Annotated in this window: 17 protein-coding genes and 3 tRNA genes; 11 read left to right on the forward strand and 9 right to left on the reverse strand. The window is 41.9% G+C overall.

What is annotated here, in order from left to right:
- Window positions 1-116: 116 nt before the first annotated feature.
- Window positions 117-1334 carry a site-specific integrase gene (locus tag QV280_RS06210; RefSeq protein WP_023403909.1) on the forward strand — a complete coding sequence of 406 codons (1218 nt, stop codon included), beginning with the start codon at window positions 117-119 and terminating at the stop codon, window positions 1332-1334.
- Between the two features lie 835 nt (window positions 1335-2169).
- Here QV280_RS06210 and QV280_RS06215 read toward each other — a convergent pair.
- The 3 genes from QV280_RS06215 to QV280_RS06225 form a co-directional block, all read right to left on the reverse strand.
- Window positions 2170-2246: transfer RNA gene (locus tag QV280_RS06215), tRNA-Val, on the reverse strand.
- Window positions 2247-2282: 36 nt separating this feature from the next.
- Window positions 2283-2359, reverse strand: a tRNA-Val gene (locus QV280_RS06220).
- Between the two features lie 38 nt (window positions 2360-2397).
- Window positions 2398-2474: transfer RNA gene (locus tag QV280_RS06225), tRNA-Val, on the reverse strand.
- 247 nt (window positions 2475-2721) lie between these two features.
- On the opposite strand from QV280_RS06225, the gene QV280_RS06230 reads away from it, so the two are divergent.
- The 4 genes from QV280_RS06230 (at window position 2722) to QV280_RS06245 (ending at window position 7485) form a co-directional block, all read left to right on the forward strand.
- Window positions 2722-3741: a helix-turn-helix domain-containing protein gene (locus QV280_RS06230; RefSeq protein ID WP_152820983.1), complete on the forward strand. Its 1020-nt coding sequence runs from the start codon at window positions 2722-2724 to the stop codon at window positions 3739-3741.
- Window positions 3742-3979: 238 nt separating this feature from the next.
- Window positions 3980-5353, forward strand: coding sequence for a metal-dependent hydrolase family protein (locus QV280_RS06235; protein ID WP_152820981.1), 1374 nt, complete (start codon window positions 3980-3982; stop codon window positions 5351-5353).
- 114 nt (window positions 5354-5467) lie between these two features.
- Window positions 5468-6133 (forward strand): DUF3299 domain-containing protein, encoded by a 666-nt coding sequence (locus tag QV280_RS06240; RefSeq protein WP_152820979.1) that lies wholly within the window; start codon window positions 5468-5470, stop codon window positions 6131-6133.
- Between the two features lie 89 nt (window positions 6134-6222).
- Entirely contained in the window at window positions 6223-7485 is a 1263-nt protein-coding gene (locus tag QV280_RS06245; protein WP_152820977.1) for a carbohydrate porin, read from the forward strand.
- Window positions 7486-7520: 35 nt separating this feature from the next.
- On the opposite strand, the gene QV280_RS06250 is transcribed toward QV280_RS06245, so the two are convergent.
- Complete coding sequence (locus QV280_RS06250) at window positions 7521-8693, reverse strand: multidrug effflux MFS transporter (RefSeq protein ID WP_023403915.1); 1173 nt, start codon at window positions 8691-8693, stop codon at window positions 7521-7523.
- Window positions 8694-8794: 101 nt separating this feature from the next.
- On the opposite strand from QV280_RS06250, the gene QV280_RS06255 reads away from it, so the two are divergent.
- From QV280_RS06255 to QV280_RS06275, 5 genes are all read left to right on the forward strand, one after another.
- The gene (locus QV280_RS06255) at window positions 8795-9742 is read left to right on the forward strand and encodes a LysR family transcriptional regulator (protein WP_152820975.1); all 948 of its coding nucleotides are present in this window, start codon (window positions 8795-8797) and stop codon (window positions 9740-9742) included.
- Window positions 9743-9839: 97 nt separating this feature from the next.
- Window positions 9840-10829 carry a 2-hydroxyacid dehydrogenase gene (locus tag QV280_RS06260; RefSeq protein WP_152820973.1) on the forward strand — a complete coding sequence of 330 codons (990 nt, stop codon included), beginning with the start codon at window positions 9840-9842 and terminating at the stop codon, window positions 10827-10829.
- A gap of 325 nt (window positions 10830-11154) precedes the next feature.
- Window positions 11155-12009: a DNA ligase gene (locus QV280_RS06265; RefSeq protein WP_152820971.1), complete on the forward strand. Its 855-nt coding sequence runs from the start codon at window positions 11155-11157 to the stop codon at window positions 12007-12009.
- A gap of 144 nt (window positions 12010-12153) precedes the next feature.
- A complete protein-coding gene (locus QV280_RS06270) occupies window positions 12154-12570 on the forward strand; it encodes a DNA-binding protein (protein ID WP_152820969.1) in 417 nt (138 codons plus the stop codon).
- Window positions 12549-12956 carry a hypothetical protein gene (locus QV280_RS06275; RefSeq protein WP_023403920.1) on the forward strand — a complete coding sequence of 136 codons (408 nt, stop codon included), beginning with the start codon at window positions 12549-12551 and terminating at the stop codon, window positions 12954-12956. Before QV280_RS06270 ends, QV280_RS06275 begins: the two co-directional genes overlap by 22 nt.
- Window positions 12957-13014: 58 nt before the next feature.
- Here the strand turns inward: QV280_RS06275 and QV280_RS06280 are convergent, their stop codons facing one another.
- On the reverse strand, window positions 13015-14385 hold the full coding sequence (locus QV280_RS06280; RefSeq protein WP_447026269.1) for an MATE family efflux transporter: 1371 nt from the start codon (window positions 14383-14385) through the stop codon (window positions 13015-13017).
- Window positions 14386-14539: 154 nt separating this feature from the next.
- Here QV280_RS06280 and QV280_RS06285 point away from each other — a divergent pair, with 154 nt between their 5' ends.
- Entirely contained in the window at window positions 14540-15148 is a 609-nt protein-coding gene (locus QV280_RS06285; protein ID WP_023403922.1) for a riboflavin synthase, read from the forward strand.
- 56 nt (window positions 15149-15204) lie between these two features.
- Here QV280_RS06285 and QV280_RS06290 read toward each other — a convergent pair whose 3' ends face one another.
- The 4 genes from QV280_RS06290 to QV280_RS06305 all read right to left on the reverse strand — a co-directional run bounded on the left by QV280_RS06290 (window position 15205) and on the right by QV280_RS06305 (window position 17783).
- On the reverse strand, window positions 15205-15408 hold the full coding sequence (locus QV280_RS06290) for a CPXCG motif-containing cysteine-rich protein (protein WP_023403923.1): 204 nt from the start codon (window positions 15406-15408) through the stop codon (window positions 15205-15207).
- A 14-nt stretch (window positions 15409-15422) separates the two neighbouring features.
- Window positions 15423-16295, reverse strand: coding sequence for a fructosamine kinase family protein (locus tag QV280_RS06295; protein ID WP_152820965.1), 873 nt, complete (start codon window positions 16293-16295; stop codon window positions 15423-15425).
- Between the two features lie 193 nt (window positions 16296-16488).
- A complete protein-coding gene (locus QV280_RS06300; RefSeq protein WP_023403925.1) occupies window positions 16489-16998 on the reverse strand; it encodes a C40 family peptidase in 510 nt (169 codons plus the stop codon).
- On the reverse strand, window positions 16998-17783 hold the full coding sequence (locus QV280_RS06305; protein ID WP_023403926.1) for a sterol desaturase family protein: 786 nt from the start codon (window positions 17781-17783) through the stop codon (window positions 16998-17000). The genes QV280_RS06300 and QV280_RS06305 overlap by 1 nt, the downstream gene beginning before the upstream one ends.
- Window positions 17784-17827: the final 44 nt, after the last annotated feature.

The following is a 17827-nucleotide window of genomic DNA, read 5'->3' on the forward strand; positions in this document are numbered from 1 at the left end:
CCGACCTTTTAATGGTAGGAAAATTTTATACATTTGGGAAGAGATCGAGCTCGATTTATATCAATCAGCTTGTAGAAATGCTTCTTACATCCCAATGGCGGGTGGGAGAGTGTGTAATGGGTAGTGTTAATGTACGAAGTGGTAAGCTATTCATCGATTTTCGTTATCAAGGGATTAGGTGTAGAGAGCAAACAATGCTATCTGACACTCAAGCAAATCGTCGCAAACTTCAAAAATTACTTAATCAAATTGACGCAGATATTCGTTTAGGTTGTTTTGTTTATAGTGAATGCTTCCCTTGCTCACAAAAAGTGAATAAGTTTGTGAAAATAGATGCTATTGCAAAACAGCATAAAGCTGAAATTCTTGGTAAGTATGAACTTGCTTCGAATGAATTGCAGGGTATTGCTACAATCCGCTTTGATGACTTTGCAAAAGAATGGTACGAAGAAAACGAGGTACGCTGGAAAGAGAGTTACAAAGAAAGTATACGCTTATACCTCGGATCTTATTTAATCCCATATTTTGGTGATGTATCGGTAGATAAAATAACCAGACCCGATATTTTGAAATATCGAGCCTCATTAGTAAAACCACGAGCTAATGGCAAAAGACTATCTGCAGACTTTATTAACCATGTTATGACGCCATTAAGAATGATATTGAATGAAGCAGCCGACCGTTATGAATTTAAAGCTCAATTTCAGAATATTAAACAGTTACGGGTTGAAAAGCGCGATGTTCATCCATTTAGCTTAGATGAAGTAGGTAGGTTTCTTAGTGTAGTAAGACCAGAGTTTGTTGATTACTACAAAGTCAGATTTTTTACTGGGATGAGAACTTCAGAGATAGATGGCTTGAAATGGAAGTATGTCGATTTTGATAGACGCATAATCTCAATCCGTGAAACATTTGTTCATGGGAGGATGGATACGACCAAAACGATTGGCTCTAATAGAGATATTCAAATGTCTTCAATCGTATTTGAAGCTTTATGTTCTCAGCAAAATGTTACTGGTGAGTGTCAGTTTGTTTTTTGTAATACAGTGGGAAACCCTCTGGATAAAAAGAATGTACGCGAGCGAATTTGGAAACCGGCACTGAAAGCTATGGACATTGACTATCGTCGTCCATATGAAACTCGTCATACAACGGCGACTTTATGGCTAGCTGCGGGTGAAGCTCCTGAGTGGATTGCTCGTCAGATGGGGCACTCTACGACAAAAATGTTATTTGAAATATACAGTCGGTTCGTACCTAACCTTACCCGTCAAGATGGTAGTGCTTTTGAGAAACTATTAAAAACCAATAGCGACGAGGGAGGTGAGCTATGAAGTACTCTTCGCTAGCCGTACATTGTACTAGCCTTTGTTGTGACATATTGCAAACGGAAGACTTTGTTTTTCTGACGCATGATGAGATAAATTGGCTTTATGATGAGGTTTATGAATTAATTCAAGAACGAATGGAGCTTTGGCCTGACACTTATCCGAAGGAGCATGAGTTTATTAAATCAGTTGCTCTCGGGATTCTAAAAGCCCTACATATTTGCAAAGATAACCATAAATCAGGGAGTCCTACTTGGCTATTGTGGGCGATGCAATCTAGGATAAGTTCAACATATAAACGGCTCTGTTATCTTAATCAAAGAGAGTTATGAATGTGAACTGTATATAGACATTATCAAATAATGGCGTACCGCACTTTGACTGGTTTGAGTGCGGTATTTTTTTGAGTATCTATGTGTTTTTTGTACTTTGATATTCATCTCGTTGTATTGAGTTTGTTAATCAAAGTGATTGGAGTGAGGATGATAGTTCAAATTTTGATGGCTGAGATTTGTTTAATCACAAGTTAAAAAAAATGAAAATAGTTCTGGGGGATTTTTCAGTAAGCAAGGAATCTATAGTTACATTGTAAAGACTTGAGTAGTAGGTAGGCGAGTGATAAACGAGTGATAAAAATAAAGGAAAATGGTCACAATTTTGGACACAAGATGGACACAATCATATATTTAACAAATTATCGTTTTTCGAAAAAAAAGTAGATACGCATAAATATACATAGATTAAAAATCATCAACTGAATGATTAAATCAATACTTTCAGTCAGGTTATTTTTTATGAAAACAATAAAGCCAAGCTAAGTGCTTGGCTTTATTGTTGAATTTGGTGGATCCGGGCGAACTCGAATCGCCGACCCCTGCCATGTCAAGGCAGTACTCTAACCAACTGAGCTACGGATCCAAATTGTTCAATAGTGCATTAATATGCAACAGTAGATGGTGGGTCCGGGCGAACTCGAATCGCCGACCCCCGCCATGTCAAGGCGGTACTCTAACCAACTGAGCTACGGACCCAAATTTTGTTGTTCAATTTGCATGTCAATGCAAGAGGATGGTGGGTCCGGGCGAATTCGAATCGCCGACCCCTACCATGTCAAGGTAGTACTCTAACCAACTGAGCTACGGACCCATCTTCTTGAACCAGACTGATGTTAGCGATAAGCGCGGTTGGGTTCAAGCACAAATCCTCGCTTTGTGAACTGTTTGCCGTTTTTGTAATCGGCTAGAGTGTTTTTTGAATGAAAAGCGATCAATACTGTCGAGATCTCGACAGGCTTAATTAATGGGAACATTCAAAGAATCGCCACTTAGGTATTTGAATTCTTAGTTGAATTTGCCATCCTCATACTAGTGATTGGATTTACTTAGGAAAGGGAATGACTTCGCCAGAGCAGCATATCAATCTTGTTCGACTAGAAGACGTTAAGTTTTTCGTCGATCTTTTGATGCAAATCGATGCAGATGCTTATCAGCTTCTTCGTCAAGCAACCATCCCCAATGACATTAATAGCGCCAACAACTACGATTGCTTACCAGAAAGTGCAGTGCTCAATGCGCTTGAAGTCTTAGGTTCACACTACACAAAGGATGAGTTGGGAATCATCTTTTGGGAAGGGATCCGCAATAGTTATATGCCTACCTTTGTGTCGCAACTTTCTGAACATGAATCTGTTTTAGACGCCTGCCACGAATTGACAGAGCTTGTGCAACTCTCATCGCCAAATGCAAAGGTATATCCAACGTTTGTTGCTGGTTCATGGTGGTTAGTTAGAGAAAAGCTGGGGCACAAAGAGTCTTGGTATCAAGATGCTGAAGTGTTTTCTGTTTTATTTATGGTGGAGTTCATTCGTGCAATCACTCAGACAACGTGGAAGCCGGAGCAGATTGCTTTGGTGAGTGAACATAGTGATCTTTATAATAGTTTGCCCACTTTGCATAATGTCACCTTTATCTATCAGCGCACAGCCACCGCTATTAAGATCCCTGAATCTGTAATGGAGCGCCGGCTGCACTTTTATGGGGAGTCATCTAACCCAAATCCTATTAAGCCTATCTTGTTCAATAAGCCAACTTTTATGGATACCTTTCGCTTAGCAATTTCACCTTACTTGTCTATGGGAAAACTGCCCGTCAAGGTGGCAGCAGAGATATTAAGGATGAACGTTAGAACCTTGCAGCGCCGATTAGCAAAAGAAGGCTTGGTATACAAAGAACTGATTGAAGATATGACTTTTGAACTCATTGTCGATGCAATAACAGAGCCCCAAGAATCCTTAACCACTATTGCCAATAAGTTTGGTTACTCCGATGCCGCTCACTTTACGCGCGCCTTTAAGCGTCGCTATAACCTAACGCCTAGCGCGTTTAGAAAGTCTCTTACTAAAGGGCGAGAATAAAGCGCTCATTTTCCTGTGTCATCAAATGGCAATTATTGAAAGCGCAAAGTCCTTAATATCCATTTTAAGTTGTTGAGTGTTACAGAAGTTAATTAACAAATTCTAATCGTTAAGGTGATGTAACAGTAGGGAATAAACACAGACCTGCACAATAGCTTCATTGATAGATGGATATACCGTCATTAGACCTGACGAACCACGATGGATATTAAGTTAGACGCTTTCTAGGAAACCACAAATGAAAAACGTTTTAAAACTTTCAGCAGTTGCAATTTCATGTTCTTTCGCATTTTCAGCTTCGGCAGCAACGACTATTTTTAAGAACGTCGATGTTTTCAACGGTACAGAAGACAAGCTGTATGAAGACCATTATGTAATGGTTGTTGATAATAAAATTGAACAGATTTCAGCTAAAGAAATCACAGCAGAAGATGCGACGGTGATTGATGGTGAGGGTAAAACGCTAATGCCAGGTTTGATTGATGGCCACGCGCACATCATGATTAACTACCACTTTGACCAAATTGAGAAGAACAAAGACCTTACGGATATCTCAATTAACTCGGTTACGGTCGCTGAGCGTTATTTGCAAGATGGCTTTACCACAGTGCGTGATATGGGCGGCCCAGCGTTTGGTTTAGCTCGCGAAATTGAAGCAGGGAATGTGGAAGGGCCGCGCCTTTACCCGTCAGGCGCATTTATCTCACAAACCTCAGGGCATGGTGATTTCCGAGACCGCAATGACGCAGGTTTTTCTCCAAATACAGCAGGCGACTTATCTAACTTTGAGCGTATGGGCATTGGCGCGGTAGCTGATGGTATTCCTGAAGTACAAAAAGCAACGCGTACTAACTTACGAAACGGCGCCACTCAAATCAAAATCATGGCAGGTGGTGGTGGTTCATCTCGTTTTGACCCAATTGATACGGTGCAATATTCCGTCGAAGAAACCTGTGCCATTGTTGAGGCTGCTAAAGATTGGAATACCTATGTTGCCGCACATACATTTAATGATCGTTCAGTGAATCGCTTGCTTGATTGTGGTGTTAAAACCTTCGAGCACGGCTTCTTTATTAACGACGATACGATGAAGCGTATTGCGAAAGAGGGTGGGTACGTAGTGCCACAAATGTGGGGATTATCGCCAGATTTGGCGAAGAACCCTCTGATGCCAGCCGATAAACTACCTATGGTGGCGAAACTTCAAGAGGCGTACGGTGACTATGGTCAACGCCTGCTTAAAAACAATGTAAAAGTAGTCTTTGCCTCTGATTATGTTGGCGTGAATTCAGATGCTGAGCGTGCACGTCGTTATGAGATTTACTGGCGTACACAGGCATTTGGCAGCAACTATGAAGTACTAAAACAAATGACCTCTATTGCGGGTGAAATGCTTGCAATGTCGGGCCCTCGCGGAACAACGCAAGGTAAACTGGGTGTGATTGAAAAAGGCGCTATTGCTGACATGATTCTTGTGGATGGTAACCCATTGGAAGATATGTCAGTGATTGGTGCAACCGAAAAATGGTTTGATGCGGACCCTGAGTACAAAGAGATTGAAACTATCAAGCTTGTAATGAAAGACGGCAAAATCTATCGCAACAAGCTGTAATCAATCCCGTTCCTATTAGCTGATTAGAAACGTTGTTAAGTAACTTTGTTAAGTAACTTTGTTAAGTAACAAGGCAGGGTTTAGAGCTCTGCCTTCTTTTTGAGGTGTTTGTAAATGAAATTGTTAAAACGAATCCTACTTGGAAGTGCATTGTTGTTCTCATTAAATGGTGTTGCCGAGGAGATGGAACCTACATTTTGGCAAGACTTGCTTCCTCAAGTGGACACAGTAGAAGACCCGTTTGCAGCGCTAGATTCAAACCAACTTTATGATCTAGGCACCATTGCTCGCTATCGCGATGCGCAAAAAGTCGAAGGGTTCAAACCGTCTGAAGCTTCTCAAAAAGAAATGGCGCAACTTGAAGAAAACTTCGCTAAATCTAACATTGATGTAGACGCGCTATTTGTTCAGCGAGAAAAGATCATGCAGCAGCGCACGAAGCTTGCCACCTTACCGAATCAAGGTGTGCTTAATAAACCTCATCGTATACCTGGGTTTATTACTCCTGTTGAAATTGACGGTAATAAGGTGACTAAGTTTTTTCTAGTTCCTACAGCAGGCGCATGCATTCATACGCCACCGCCACCACCTAATCAGATTGTATTCGTTGAATATCCAGCAGGCATTGAACTGGTGAGTTTGCAAACGCCAGTATGGGTTGAAGGTGAACTATTTAATGAAGCTACAGCCGCTGATGTGAATTACAGCGATGGCGCAAGCAATGTTGAGACTGTGTACCAGATGTCAGCGCAGGAAGTAGAACTGTATCAAATGAACTAAATCATTTAATGAGTGACGCATAAAGGGCGTCGCAGTCTTATTATTAAGGCTAAACTATAATTAAATCATAAAGATACTAAGGGTGTGACATGGCTTTGACTTCTAGACTTTCTAAACCTTGCTTAGCAATTGTAACGGTACTTGCATCAGCAACGGCTTTTGCTGAAAGCGCAAATTTTGAAGGCCCAGATTCTGTAGAGAACACGATTGCCGCGCAAAAGGGCGAGCAAAAGCACTGGCGAGAAGAGTTGTCTGCACACGGCTTTACCTTTGGTGCGGATTATTTTGCTAAAGGCTTGGCAAGTAGCAATGGGGCTACTGGTGATGATGTGACCGCTTCTTCAGGTGTCGCTCGTTTGTATGGTCAATGGAGCCTAGTGGGTCGTGAGTCTGGCAATACTGGTAGCTTAATTTGGAAGATTGAACATCGGCATGCTTATTCAGATTATGCTCCTAAGGATTTTTCCGGGATTACGGGTAATCCTTTAAATCCTGATACCTTGGGATATATGGGGTTGATGTCACCCGCATTTAGTGATCAAGGGTTTCGGGTAACGGATCTTAACTGGAAGCAAAAGATCAATGGTGGCCGAGGTACTATCCAGATTGGTTGGCAAGATGTGACCAACTACGTTGATACTTATGCATTAGCAAGTCCTTGGACCGGGTTTTCAAACTTAGCTTTTTCTACGGGCTCTGGTGCTATGGGCTTGCCCGATGATGGTATTTTGGCATTGTCTGCAGGTCATATGATTGGCGACAGCTTTTATGTGGTTGCGGGTATTGCGGATGCTAAAGGTGATTCTGGTGATATTTTTGAGGGTTTCAACACTGTCGGAGATGGTGACTATTTCACTACCTTAGAGCTAGGGTGGACGGCATCACAACAGCAGATCTTTACTGAGAATTTTCATGTGACTTTATGGCATATGGATGCCACAGACCGCCACAACATTGACCCTTTTGGTGCTAAGGGCGAAGACGGTAAAGGTATTAACTTCTCGTATAGCACCTTTGTAACGCCTCAAATCATGCCATTCGTACGTGGCGGTTTTTCTGATGGTGGTGTGGCTTTGTATCAAAAATCGATCAGTGCTGGTTTTGGATATTTCGGGCTAGGTGGCGCGAAAAACAACCTTGGTTTTGCCGTGAACTGGAGCGAAATCAATGAAAATTATTTCTTAGCGTCCGCTGCTAGTAGTGATAATCAAGTGACCGCCGAACTTTACTACAACATGCAGTTTGGCGACCATTTTCAGCTCACCCCTGATGTGCAATTTATCAATAATCCAGCGCTATCTAATGAAGATACAGCGCTGGTGGTTGGCGTGCGAGGGCGAGTGTTTTTCTAACCTAATGGGTTTAGCTCTCTTGTTATAAACAGACGTTACTTATCGTAAACCTTTAAGGTAACGTCTTTTTTATAAAAGATGAACCATGCTAGAGGGAGCGCCATAACGATAGCCATGATGTGTAGTGAAGCCATTGGCAATAAATTGACCAACCCTACCAATGCTGATGCGCCCGCCATTTGAAAAAAACCTAATAATGAGGCAGCAGTGCCAGCTCGCTTAGAAAATGGCGCTAATGCTGAACTACAACAAATGCCTAAAATCAAACAAAAACCTGTGCTCGCGACAAAAATTGGCCCCATAAAAGCAAATGGGTGAGCTATGTGACTGAGCAATAAAATCAGCAGTGCGGCGCAACTGCACATGGTGATAGCAAGTTGCAGCGCTTTGGTTTTGCCCAGTTTTCTAATGGCGATGGGCGCAATAAAGGAAGCAAGTATGTTGATGATGGCGTTGCTGCCAAACCAAATAGAAAAAGAGGTTGGGTTTAAGTTAAGCTCAACCATTAACCGGATTGGCGCAATACTGACAAAGGCGATGATGATCGCCATCGCAAGCATCACAAGGCCACTATTAAATTGAAAAATACTGTTGTGTAATATGGGCTTATATTGCGCCCAGTGAATCAATTTCGCGCTGCATACGGTGTTCTCTGGTCGTGTTTCAGGTAAGCGCCATAGAGAAATAATCCCAATTAATAACGCATAGCCAGTCATGAAATAAAAGGTGGCTCGCCAGTTCCACGTTTCGCTGAGCCATCCACCAACAAAAGGTGCTAATGCAGGGATCACGCAGATAACGCCGTTGATATAGCTATAAATAGAGGCGGTTCTTTCACTAGAATAACTGTCTCTTACACCAGACATCACGCTTACCGACACCGCACAAGTGCCCAGACCTTGAAATATACGAGTCAGCCATAGCATTTCTATTTGCTGTGATAATGCCGCCACAGTTGAACTGGCAATGTACAGCATTAAACCTGCAATGATCAGTGGCTTACGGCCATACCTATCCGCCAGTGGTCCCGCAATTAGCTGCCCAATCCCTAAAGCAGCAAGAAATAATGTAATGGTGACTTGGATATTACTCAATGGAGTTTGTAGGCTATCCGCTATTTGAGGAAAAGCGGGAAGATAAATATCAATCCCCATAGGGCTTACTATGATAAGCAGTAAAAATAAGTAGATAGGGGGTTTTGCGTTCATTTGGGCTGTCATGGTTAGGTGTTGGTGCAAAGCTTATCAATCTTGAGATATGAGTAATATTGAATTATTGTCATCTTAGACTTTCCTTAATGGAATATTACATGAAGCTAGACCATATCGACCTAAATCTATTGCGCCTAATGTTGATCTTGCTTGAAGATGGCAGTGTAAGTCGCGCTGCTACTAGGCTAAATCTTAGTCAGTCAGCGGTGAGTAAGCAATTAACGCGACTTCGAGAGCAGTTAGGTGAAGTGCTTAATGATCCTCTGTTTATCAGAACGGGAAGAGGATTAACGCCCACAGTGCGAGCCAGTAAATTAGAGCAGCCGCTACGTCAGTGGTTACGAGACTCGCACAGTATGCTATTGCCTGAAATCTTTGAACCTAGCCAAGATGAGCGTAATTTTACAATAAGTATTTGCGAAACTGCGTTTCCGGTCATTATTCCACGTTTGATGCCTTTACTGGCTAAGCGTGCACCGGGTATGCAATTGAGCATAGTGCCCAAAACCAAGCACAGTGTGAATTTGTTGAATCAAGGGGAGTTGGACTTACTGATTACCGCAAAAGACACCGACTTGCGGGCGCAAGCCTCAAATTCAATTTTTGGGCTGCAGGATCAGCCAAATTTAGAGCTTTATCGCGATCAGCATATCTGTCTTGTAGGTAAGAAGAATCATATACCTAAAGAGCAATGGAATATTGAGTCATTTTTGCAAACTGATTTAGTACGAATATACGTTGAAGAAAGTGAGTTTTGGTTATTAGATAGGGTAGCGGCAGATCAAGGACAAAGGTTAAAAGAAAAAGCTAAAGTTCCTGATTTTCATAGCGCAGCTCTATTAGCGCAACATTCAAACATGATGCTGGTATGTACATCTATTTTTGCTGAGCAGCTAGCTCAGCGATATGCTTTACAATTATTGCCTTTACCATTTGACTTAAAGCCCGTGAGTTATCGAATGTTATGGACTAGCATGTTAGAGAGCGACTCAGCTCACCAATGGTTAAGAGATTTAATCATGCAATGCTGCCACGAACTTCAATAAGATAACGTGATAAACCTCTCTTTTTGAGTTAAATTTGAACCATTCAAATCGGATTTACACATTAAAGAGTACCGCTCTTAATTTATAAGGAACAAAGATGATCAACATTGCCTTTTTTAGTACAAAGTCATATGACCAAGACGCGTTTGAGCAGGGAAAATCTGACTACGATGTGCAGTATCATTTTTATGATTTCTTACTCAACGAACAGACCGCTAAAATGGCAAAAGGCTGTGAAGTTGTTTGTGCGTTTGTGAACGATGACTTATCTCGACCAGTTTTAGAACAGCTAGTGGCAAGAGACGTTAAAATGATTGCTATGCGTTGCGCAGGCTTTAACAACGTTGATCTTGATGCAGCTAAAGAGCTAGGTATTCAAGTGGCGCGCGTTCCAGGCTATTCTCCTGAAGCTATTGCTGAACACGCTGTTGGCTTGATGATGACCTTAAACCGCCGCTTTCACAAAGCCTACCAGCGTACACGCGACGCAAACTTCTCTCTTGAGGGCTTAGTTGGCTTTAACTTTTTTGGACGCACAGCGGGCATTATAGGAACGGGTAAAATCGGTTGTGCGACTATTCGTATCCTTAAAGGCTTAGGAATGAACGTCCTTTGTTACGACCCATACCCAAATGATTTTGTGGTTGAAGCGGGTGCGACGTATTGCGATTTAGATACTCTTATTCAACATTCTGATGTGATCTCTTTACACTGTCCCATGACACCTGAAAACTACCACCTTTTAGATGCAACCGCCTTTGGTAAAATGAAAGATGGCGTCATGATCATCAACACCAGTCGTGGTGAACTTGTCGATTCTATGGCTGCTATCGATGCACTAAAAGCTGGACGTATCGGTGCGTTAGGCTTGGATGTGTACGAAAGTGAGAAAGAACTGTTTTTCCACGATAAATCGAATGACGTTATTGTCGATGATGTGTTCCGTCGTTTATCTTCTTGTCACAACGTGCTATTTACCGGCCACCAAGCCTTTTTAACCAGAGACGCATTGAGCAGCATTGCTTCAACAACGCTTGCGAACATCGAAAACTTTAAGCAACAAAAAACGGATGCCAACTTCTTATAAGCACAATACATTTCTATAAGCATACATTCCTATAAGCATATAGTTATGGTGATTAGATAGCACATCTTATGAACAGCAAAGGCTCTAGTGTTACTAGGGTCTTTTTTTTTGCTTCCGATTTACGCCCTAAAGCGTATTAATCTGACGCGTAAGCAAAGACTATAAATGCATGACAAAGTGGGATCCGATTCGCTTAACCTTACGCATTCTTACTTCACTCAAAATTTTATATCGAGGTGTTTCGCAAACCGAGCGAACTATTGATCCTTATTCTGACGTTTTTATAAGCTAATGACAGGATACATTAAGGCAGGAGTTTGCAAGGATGAGTGTGGTCAATCCGTTAAATTCGGTTTCTTTGATGGCGTTGTCGTGTGCCGCTATACCGTGCTGTAGCGCGTTAGCTGACAACTTAATGCTTGCGAGTGTGTACCAAGGGCAAGCATTATCGGAACAACACCTAGTCAGTGAAAAACTCGATGGTATTCGCGCACTTTGGAACGGAAAAGAGTTAATTACGCGTAATGGTTCAAGCATCAATGCACCAGGCTCATTGATAAGCCAGATGCCCCCGTTTGCAGTAGAAGGTGAGCTTTGGGCTGGAAGAGGCAATTTTGCTTTGGTGCAACAAACGGTTTTAGATGCAAAAGCTAATGAAAATGCATGGTCAAAGATTAGCTTTGTGTTGTTTGATAGACCAGATGTACTGACCTCATACGCAAAACGTCATGATTCTCTGCTGCAATGGAAATTCAATGTCGCTCAAACACATACGCAAGTGATTGTTGCCAAGCAGCGCCCATTTCGTTCCTATCAATCCTTAGGCGAAGCACTACAAAAGGTGGTTAAATTGGGCGGCGAAGGGTTGATGGTTCGAAACAAGCATTCGGTTTATATCGCAGGGCGCAGCGAAGCGCTTTACAAAATTAAACTTCATCAAGATGCCGAAGCGCGAGTGATAGGTTACAAGCAAGGCAAAGGTAAATATCAACACCTAGTCGGGGCATTGCATGTAGAGTCGCCCCAAGGAGTGCGTTTTTACATAGGCAGCGGCCTTACCGATGCACATCGACGTAATCCACCGAAAGTAGGCACCAATATTACCTATCGATACAACGACAAAACAGCAAAGGGTGTGCCTAAGTTTGCACGATTTATGCGTGAGAGAAGTGAGTTTTAGGTGAGGTGTTTAAATTACTAGTTTAACATTATCAAGTTATAGATACGTACTTCTTGTTTTTTATCAATGGCTTAAGGTATTTTCGTGAAGAGTTAATTTTCTTAGTTCCCATGTGAATTATCAAGGTAGCGATGAACAAATGTTATGAATAAATTAGACTTAGAAAATCTAGTGCAAATTAGGCTTTCGGAAGCTCAAGCGTTACTTGATTCTGGAAACTTCCATGGTGCTTATTATTTGGTTGGCTATTCACTAGAGTGTGCTTTAAAAGTATGTATCGCCAAACAGGTTAAGGAATACGACTTTCCAAACAAACAGTTGGCAAATAAATGTCATACTCATAACCTAACGGAGTTACTTGGTGTTGCTGGGTTAAAACAAAGGCTTGCAGAAAAAGAGAAGACGGATCTTGATTTTAAATTAAATTGGGCTGTCGCAAAAGATTGGTCTGAATCTGCAAGATATGAGTGTATTATTGGCGAAAATAAAGCAGTTGATCTATTTAACGCTATTAACGAACCGCAATCAGGAATATTGGCATGGCTAAAGACATTTTGGTAACGGAAAGGCTTACCGATTCAATGATGGAAGCGGGTGCTGAATTGCTCAATCGTCTTGATGCGAGCGCATCGGACGTGAAAAGTGCGTTTTGGCTGTTCTTATCGGAAGAGCACGTATGGAAGTTTATTGTGGCATCCCCTTTAGTTGACTCGCTAGGCCCTCGTAAGTATTACAAGAAAATCAATGAGGCGAATCAACTTGCGAAAGGGACAGAAAGGGTGATTTCACTGAATGATATCAGCGTTTTGAATACCAATGATTCGATAGTAAAAGTATTAAACAATGCGCTTAAAACCGATAATGATTTATCTGGAATTCGTTTTTCTAGAAATACTATAAACGGTATGTTTATTGAAGATACCTATATCTACCGTTCAACTTTTTAAGCTAGCCGTTTGCCCTTAGTTAAGTTTAGCAATTAAGGGCAAACGATATACTTTCTCACTACTGCGAAGCAAACTTCAATTGAACTTCAGGCGCTTGACGGTGCATCCATCGAATACGTGAAGCTAGCAATACCGCTGCAACGGTAAGTCCGGCAATAAAACCGTACCAGTAGCCGTGTGCGCCCATAGGTTCGACTATCCAGTTGGTAGAGCCCAGTAGGTAACCTAAAGGTAAGCCAATAACCCAATAGGCGATAAAAGTGCGATTGAAAATTGATTTCATATCTTTATAGCCACGTAACGCACCTGCGGCAACCACTTGTACTGTGTCACTAAATTGGTAAATAGCGGCAAGTAAAAGTAACTGCACCGATATTGTGGTTACGGCTCTGTTGTCGGTGTACAGGTCAGCGATATTCTCTCTAAATACCACGGTCAGAATCGCGGTAACAAGGGCAAGGGCAAGGCCTAATAAAATCGCCACATGCGTAGCAATTTTTGCGCCTTCAATATCTTCCTCTCCGAGTTTATGTCCTACGCGAATACTGACTGCGCCACCGATACTCATCGGTATCATAAACACCATCCCAGAGACATTTATCGCAATTTGATGCGCAGCTACCATTACAGGGCCTAAAGGAGAAATCAGTAGCGCGACTACAGCAAACAGCGTTACTTCAAAGAAAATCGCTAAAGCAACAGGCAGGCCCAGTTTAAATAAACGGTATTGCGCTTGAAGCTTGGGTTTATGCCATTGCTTAAATAAGCCTATATGTGCAAGGCGTTTAGAGGTAATGGTGTACAACAGCAGAAACGAAAACATGATCCAATACACGATAGTCGTTGCAACGCCACAGCCTATCCCGCCGAGGGCGGGCATACCAAGTTTTCCGTACACAAAAATGTAGTTAAGGGGAATATTGATGAGTAGCCCTAAAAAACCAATGACCATGGCCGGTTTGGTTAATGACATACCATCGGTAAAACTGCGCAAGGTTTGGAAAAACAAAAAAGCAGGAACGGCAGGCAACATGGCGTGCATGTAACCTGTGGTAATGGTAGCCATAGTGGCATCGACATCCATTAATCTCAAAATGGCACTGGTTTGTAGCAGTACAAAGGCGATAGGAAAACCAATCAAAACGGCTAAGCTAGCACCTTGTTGTATTTCATTAGCAATCTTATGCTGATGGCCTCGTCCGTTAAGCTGCGCCACAATCGGGATAAGCGCCATTAAAATGCCAATACCAAATAATATCGATGGTAACCAAATACTAGAAGCAATGGCGACTGCCGCCATATCGGTTGCACTTACGCCTCCGGCCATAATCGTATCCACTACACCCATGCCTGTTTGAGCAATAGAGGCAATAAGAATTGGTGTGGCAAGCTTAATAAGATTTTTGGCTTCTTTTTGGTATCGATGCACGGCAGGCTTCCAGTATTTATTTGCTGCGAATAGTAATACCAAATGCTTGAGCGTGCTATGTTTTTATGTCATGTTTTGTATCGTCTGGTTTAGCTAAGTGCATGATTTTCGCACAGCGTACCGTTTTAAAATGACCTTTATTTGAGGAATTATTATGTTTACTGGGATTGTGCAAGGGATGGCAAAAGTTGTCTCTATCGATGCAAAACAAGATTTTCATACTCACGTCCTGGAACTTCCAGCTCAGCTCAGTGAAAACATCAATATTGGGGCGTCGATTGCGCACAATGGGTGTTGTTTGACCGTGACTAAAGTATCCGGACAGCAAGTGCATTTTGATTTAATGAAAGCGACGTTAGATCTGACTAATCTTGGTGCACTGCAGCAAAACGATTGGGTCAATGTAGAGCGTGCAGCTCGTTTTGGTGATGAAGTCGGTGGTCATTATATGTCGGGGCATATTTCTGATACGGTGACAGTAGTAGATATTGTACGTAGCCCTAATAACCAAACGATTTGGTTTGAGAGTAACGCGCAAAATATGGGCTACATTCTGAAAAAAGGCTATATCGGCCTAGATGGCTGTTCACTGACTATTGCCGAGGTTGAGGGGAATCGATTTAGCGTGAATTTGATCCCGGAAACTCTGTCTCGCACCTTATTTGGACAACGTAATGTTGGAGACAAGGTAAACCTAGAGGTGGACCCTCAAACTCAAGCTATTGTGGATACCGTCGAGAGAGTGCTAGCCAACAAAAGTTAACCAACAAAAGTTAGCTAATAAAGCTTGGCCAATAAAGCTTATAAGCTCACTATCGATTAAAAAACTTGCTCATCATCAGAGTCAATATCCAGATCAATTTTGTCTCTTACTTGATTGAGCTGCATACGTAGATGAATCGGGTGGCAACATATAGGGCAATCTTCATAAAAGTCTTGATTGCCCTGTGTGGTGTCTAGGGTTATGCCTACGTGTCCGCCGCAGTGAGGGCAAGAAATGAATTGTTCGCCGTACTTTTTCATAATAACACTCCCACTTAATAATAACGTTCTAACAAATGATCGATTCGTTGTTGAGCCTCGCCTAAATAGTGCCCAGCAAATAGGTTACAGTGATTCAATATGTGATAGAGATTATAGATGTGTTTTCGCCGCTCATAACCATCTGCAAGCGGCTTAATGGTTTTATAACCTTGGTAAAACGAATCTGGGAAGTCACCAAACAGTTCGGTCATGGCTAAATCACATTCATGATCACCCCAATAACAAGCAGGATCATAACAAATAGGCCCAAATGGGGATTCTGCGCAGTTGCCATGCCATAGGTCACCATGCAATAAGGACGGCTTTGGCTGGTGGTTGGCAAGCTCTGATTTAATACAGTTGATGATCTGTTCTTGATCGCCAAATTCAATCCCTTTCTCTTTTAAGAGTTGCAATTGCCAACCAATTCGTTGCTCGGCAAAGAAAACACACCATTTCTTTTGCCAACGGTTTGGTTGCAAAGTGGCACCGATATAATTGTCGTGATCAAAACCATACTCTTGTTGCTCTCCCCATAAGTGTAAGCGAGCGATCTCTTGACCAAATTGATAGCTAGTTTCATGGTGGGTCAAGGGGTGGGTAGGGAGGTAGTTTAAGATCAAAAACGCACAATCTTTGGTTGAACCAAGATGCACGATTTCTGGGGTATACACGGTATTAGAGCGTTGCAGCTGAGTAAGGTTGTCGACTTCGGCGGTAAACTTACTCAAAAAGGCTTTGTTATTTAGCTTTATAAAGTAGCGCTGTTCACCATCGCTAATCATATAACTTTCGTTGATATTGCCAGAGGTAATACGGCTTTTCTCTTCGATCTTAAACTCAAACATTAAGATATCGGAAAGTTGCTGTGTTATCGCTTGCCACATAATCAATGCCTCACCGTTTGCTTATGTGGTTAAGTTTAGGTCAAATCTAGCCGGCGAATAGCAATAGAGTACGATTCTCTAATTTGGATCAAATATTAGAGCTCAGCACTATAGGTTGTTTGATTTTCCTCACAGTTTGCATGGCCTAGTTACAAGGTATTGTTTATGGCACGTTTATGAACCGTTTTATGAATCAGTTTACTCGTCTAATTTGCCAAAAGGTATCGGCCCAATAAGGGGAATCGAGCCGTGAAATAATCACGCCCTTAGATGAGGAAGCGTGCATAAAACTATTGTCTTCGAGGTAAAAACCGACATGCAGCATGTTATAACCGGTTTTGAAAAAAACAAGGTCACCATATTGTCTATCTTCATAATCAATCTGTGTGCCGATATGGCTTTGTAGATGAGTTGTGCGTGGGATGGACTGATGGAACAACTGAGAGAATGCGATTTTTACAAAACCTGAGCAATCTACACCTTTACGAGAGTTGCCCCCGTAACGATACGGTGTTTTATGCCACGTTTTGTAAAAGTGAAACAGGGCATCGCTTTTTTTATGTGGCACATTCTTTTCAAGTTGAACATCAATTTGCTTAATGTTGACGCGCGCCGTGGGATTATTTTCAGGGCCACTGGCGCAAGCGGTTAATAAAAACACAGCCACTAAGGTAACGAGTGTCTGTGTGGCGGAATGTGTCATTATTTTTTCCTAAAAGGTTGAGTTAACATTTTATCTAATCGCTGTTCTTTTCGAGAACGAAACTGCGAGATACCAATATTCATTTTATAGTGACCCAGTTTCGGTCTTGCGGTGTGAGTATCGAATAAATGATCCCATATGGATAAGAAAAAACCGAAATTAGAGTCTGCTTCGGCGCGGATTGTTGAATGATGAACCCGATGCATATCTGGAGTCACGATCAGTTTTCGTAGTCGCTTATCCCACACTCTAGGGATACTAATATTACTATGATTAAACATAGCACTGGCATTTAAAACTACCTCAAACACAATGACCGCTATTGGCGGGATACCTAGGCTAATTACTACGCATATCTTAATCCACATTGAAATCCAAATCTCTAAAGGATGAAATCTCGCTCCAGTGGTGACATCGATATCTTGGTCGGCATGATGCACTTTGTGCAAGTTCCAACAAATGGGCATAGTGTGAAAGAGTCGATGTTGCCAATAGATGGCAAAGTCCAAAATGAGTACGCTAATAATGATCAGCATGGGAAAGTTAATGGATAATTCGTTAAACAAACCAATTTGTAAGCTCTGCGCCCATAATGCAGCCTCAACTGCGAGCAAAGGCATAGTAATGTATATCAATACGGAGTTTAAGCCAGTCAAGCCCAAATTATTAGTCCAGCGATACAATTTTGGTTGCCGAAGAGGGCGTTTAGGTTTCCAATATTCTGCTACAGCGCAACCTACGAGCACTGCAGTGAAAATACTAACCCTAATATAAGCGACGTCCATGAATTATTTTCTCCAAGATGGTGACAAGCTCCGTGTGCTTGATT

Source organism: Vibrio sp. B1Z05, from assembly GCF_052955985.1.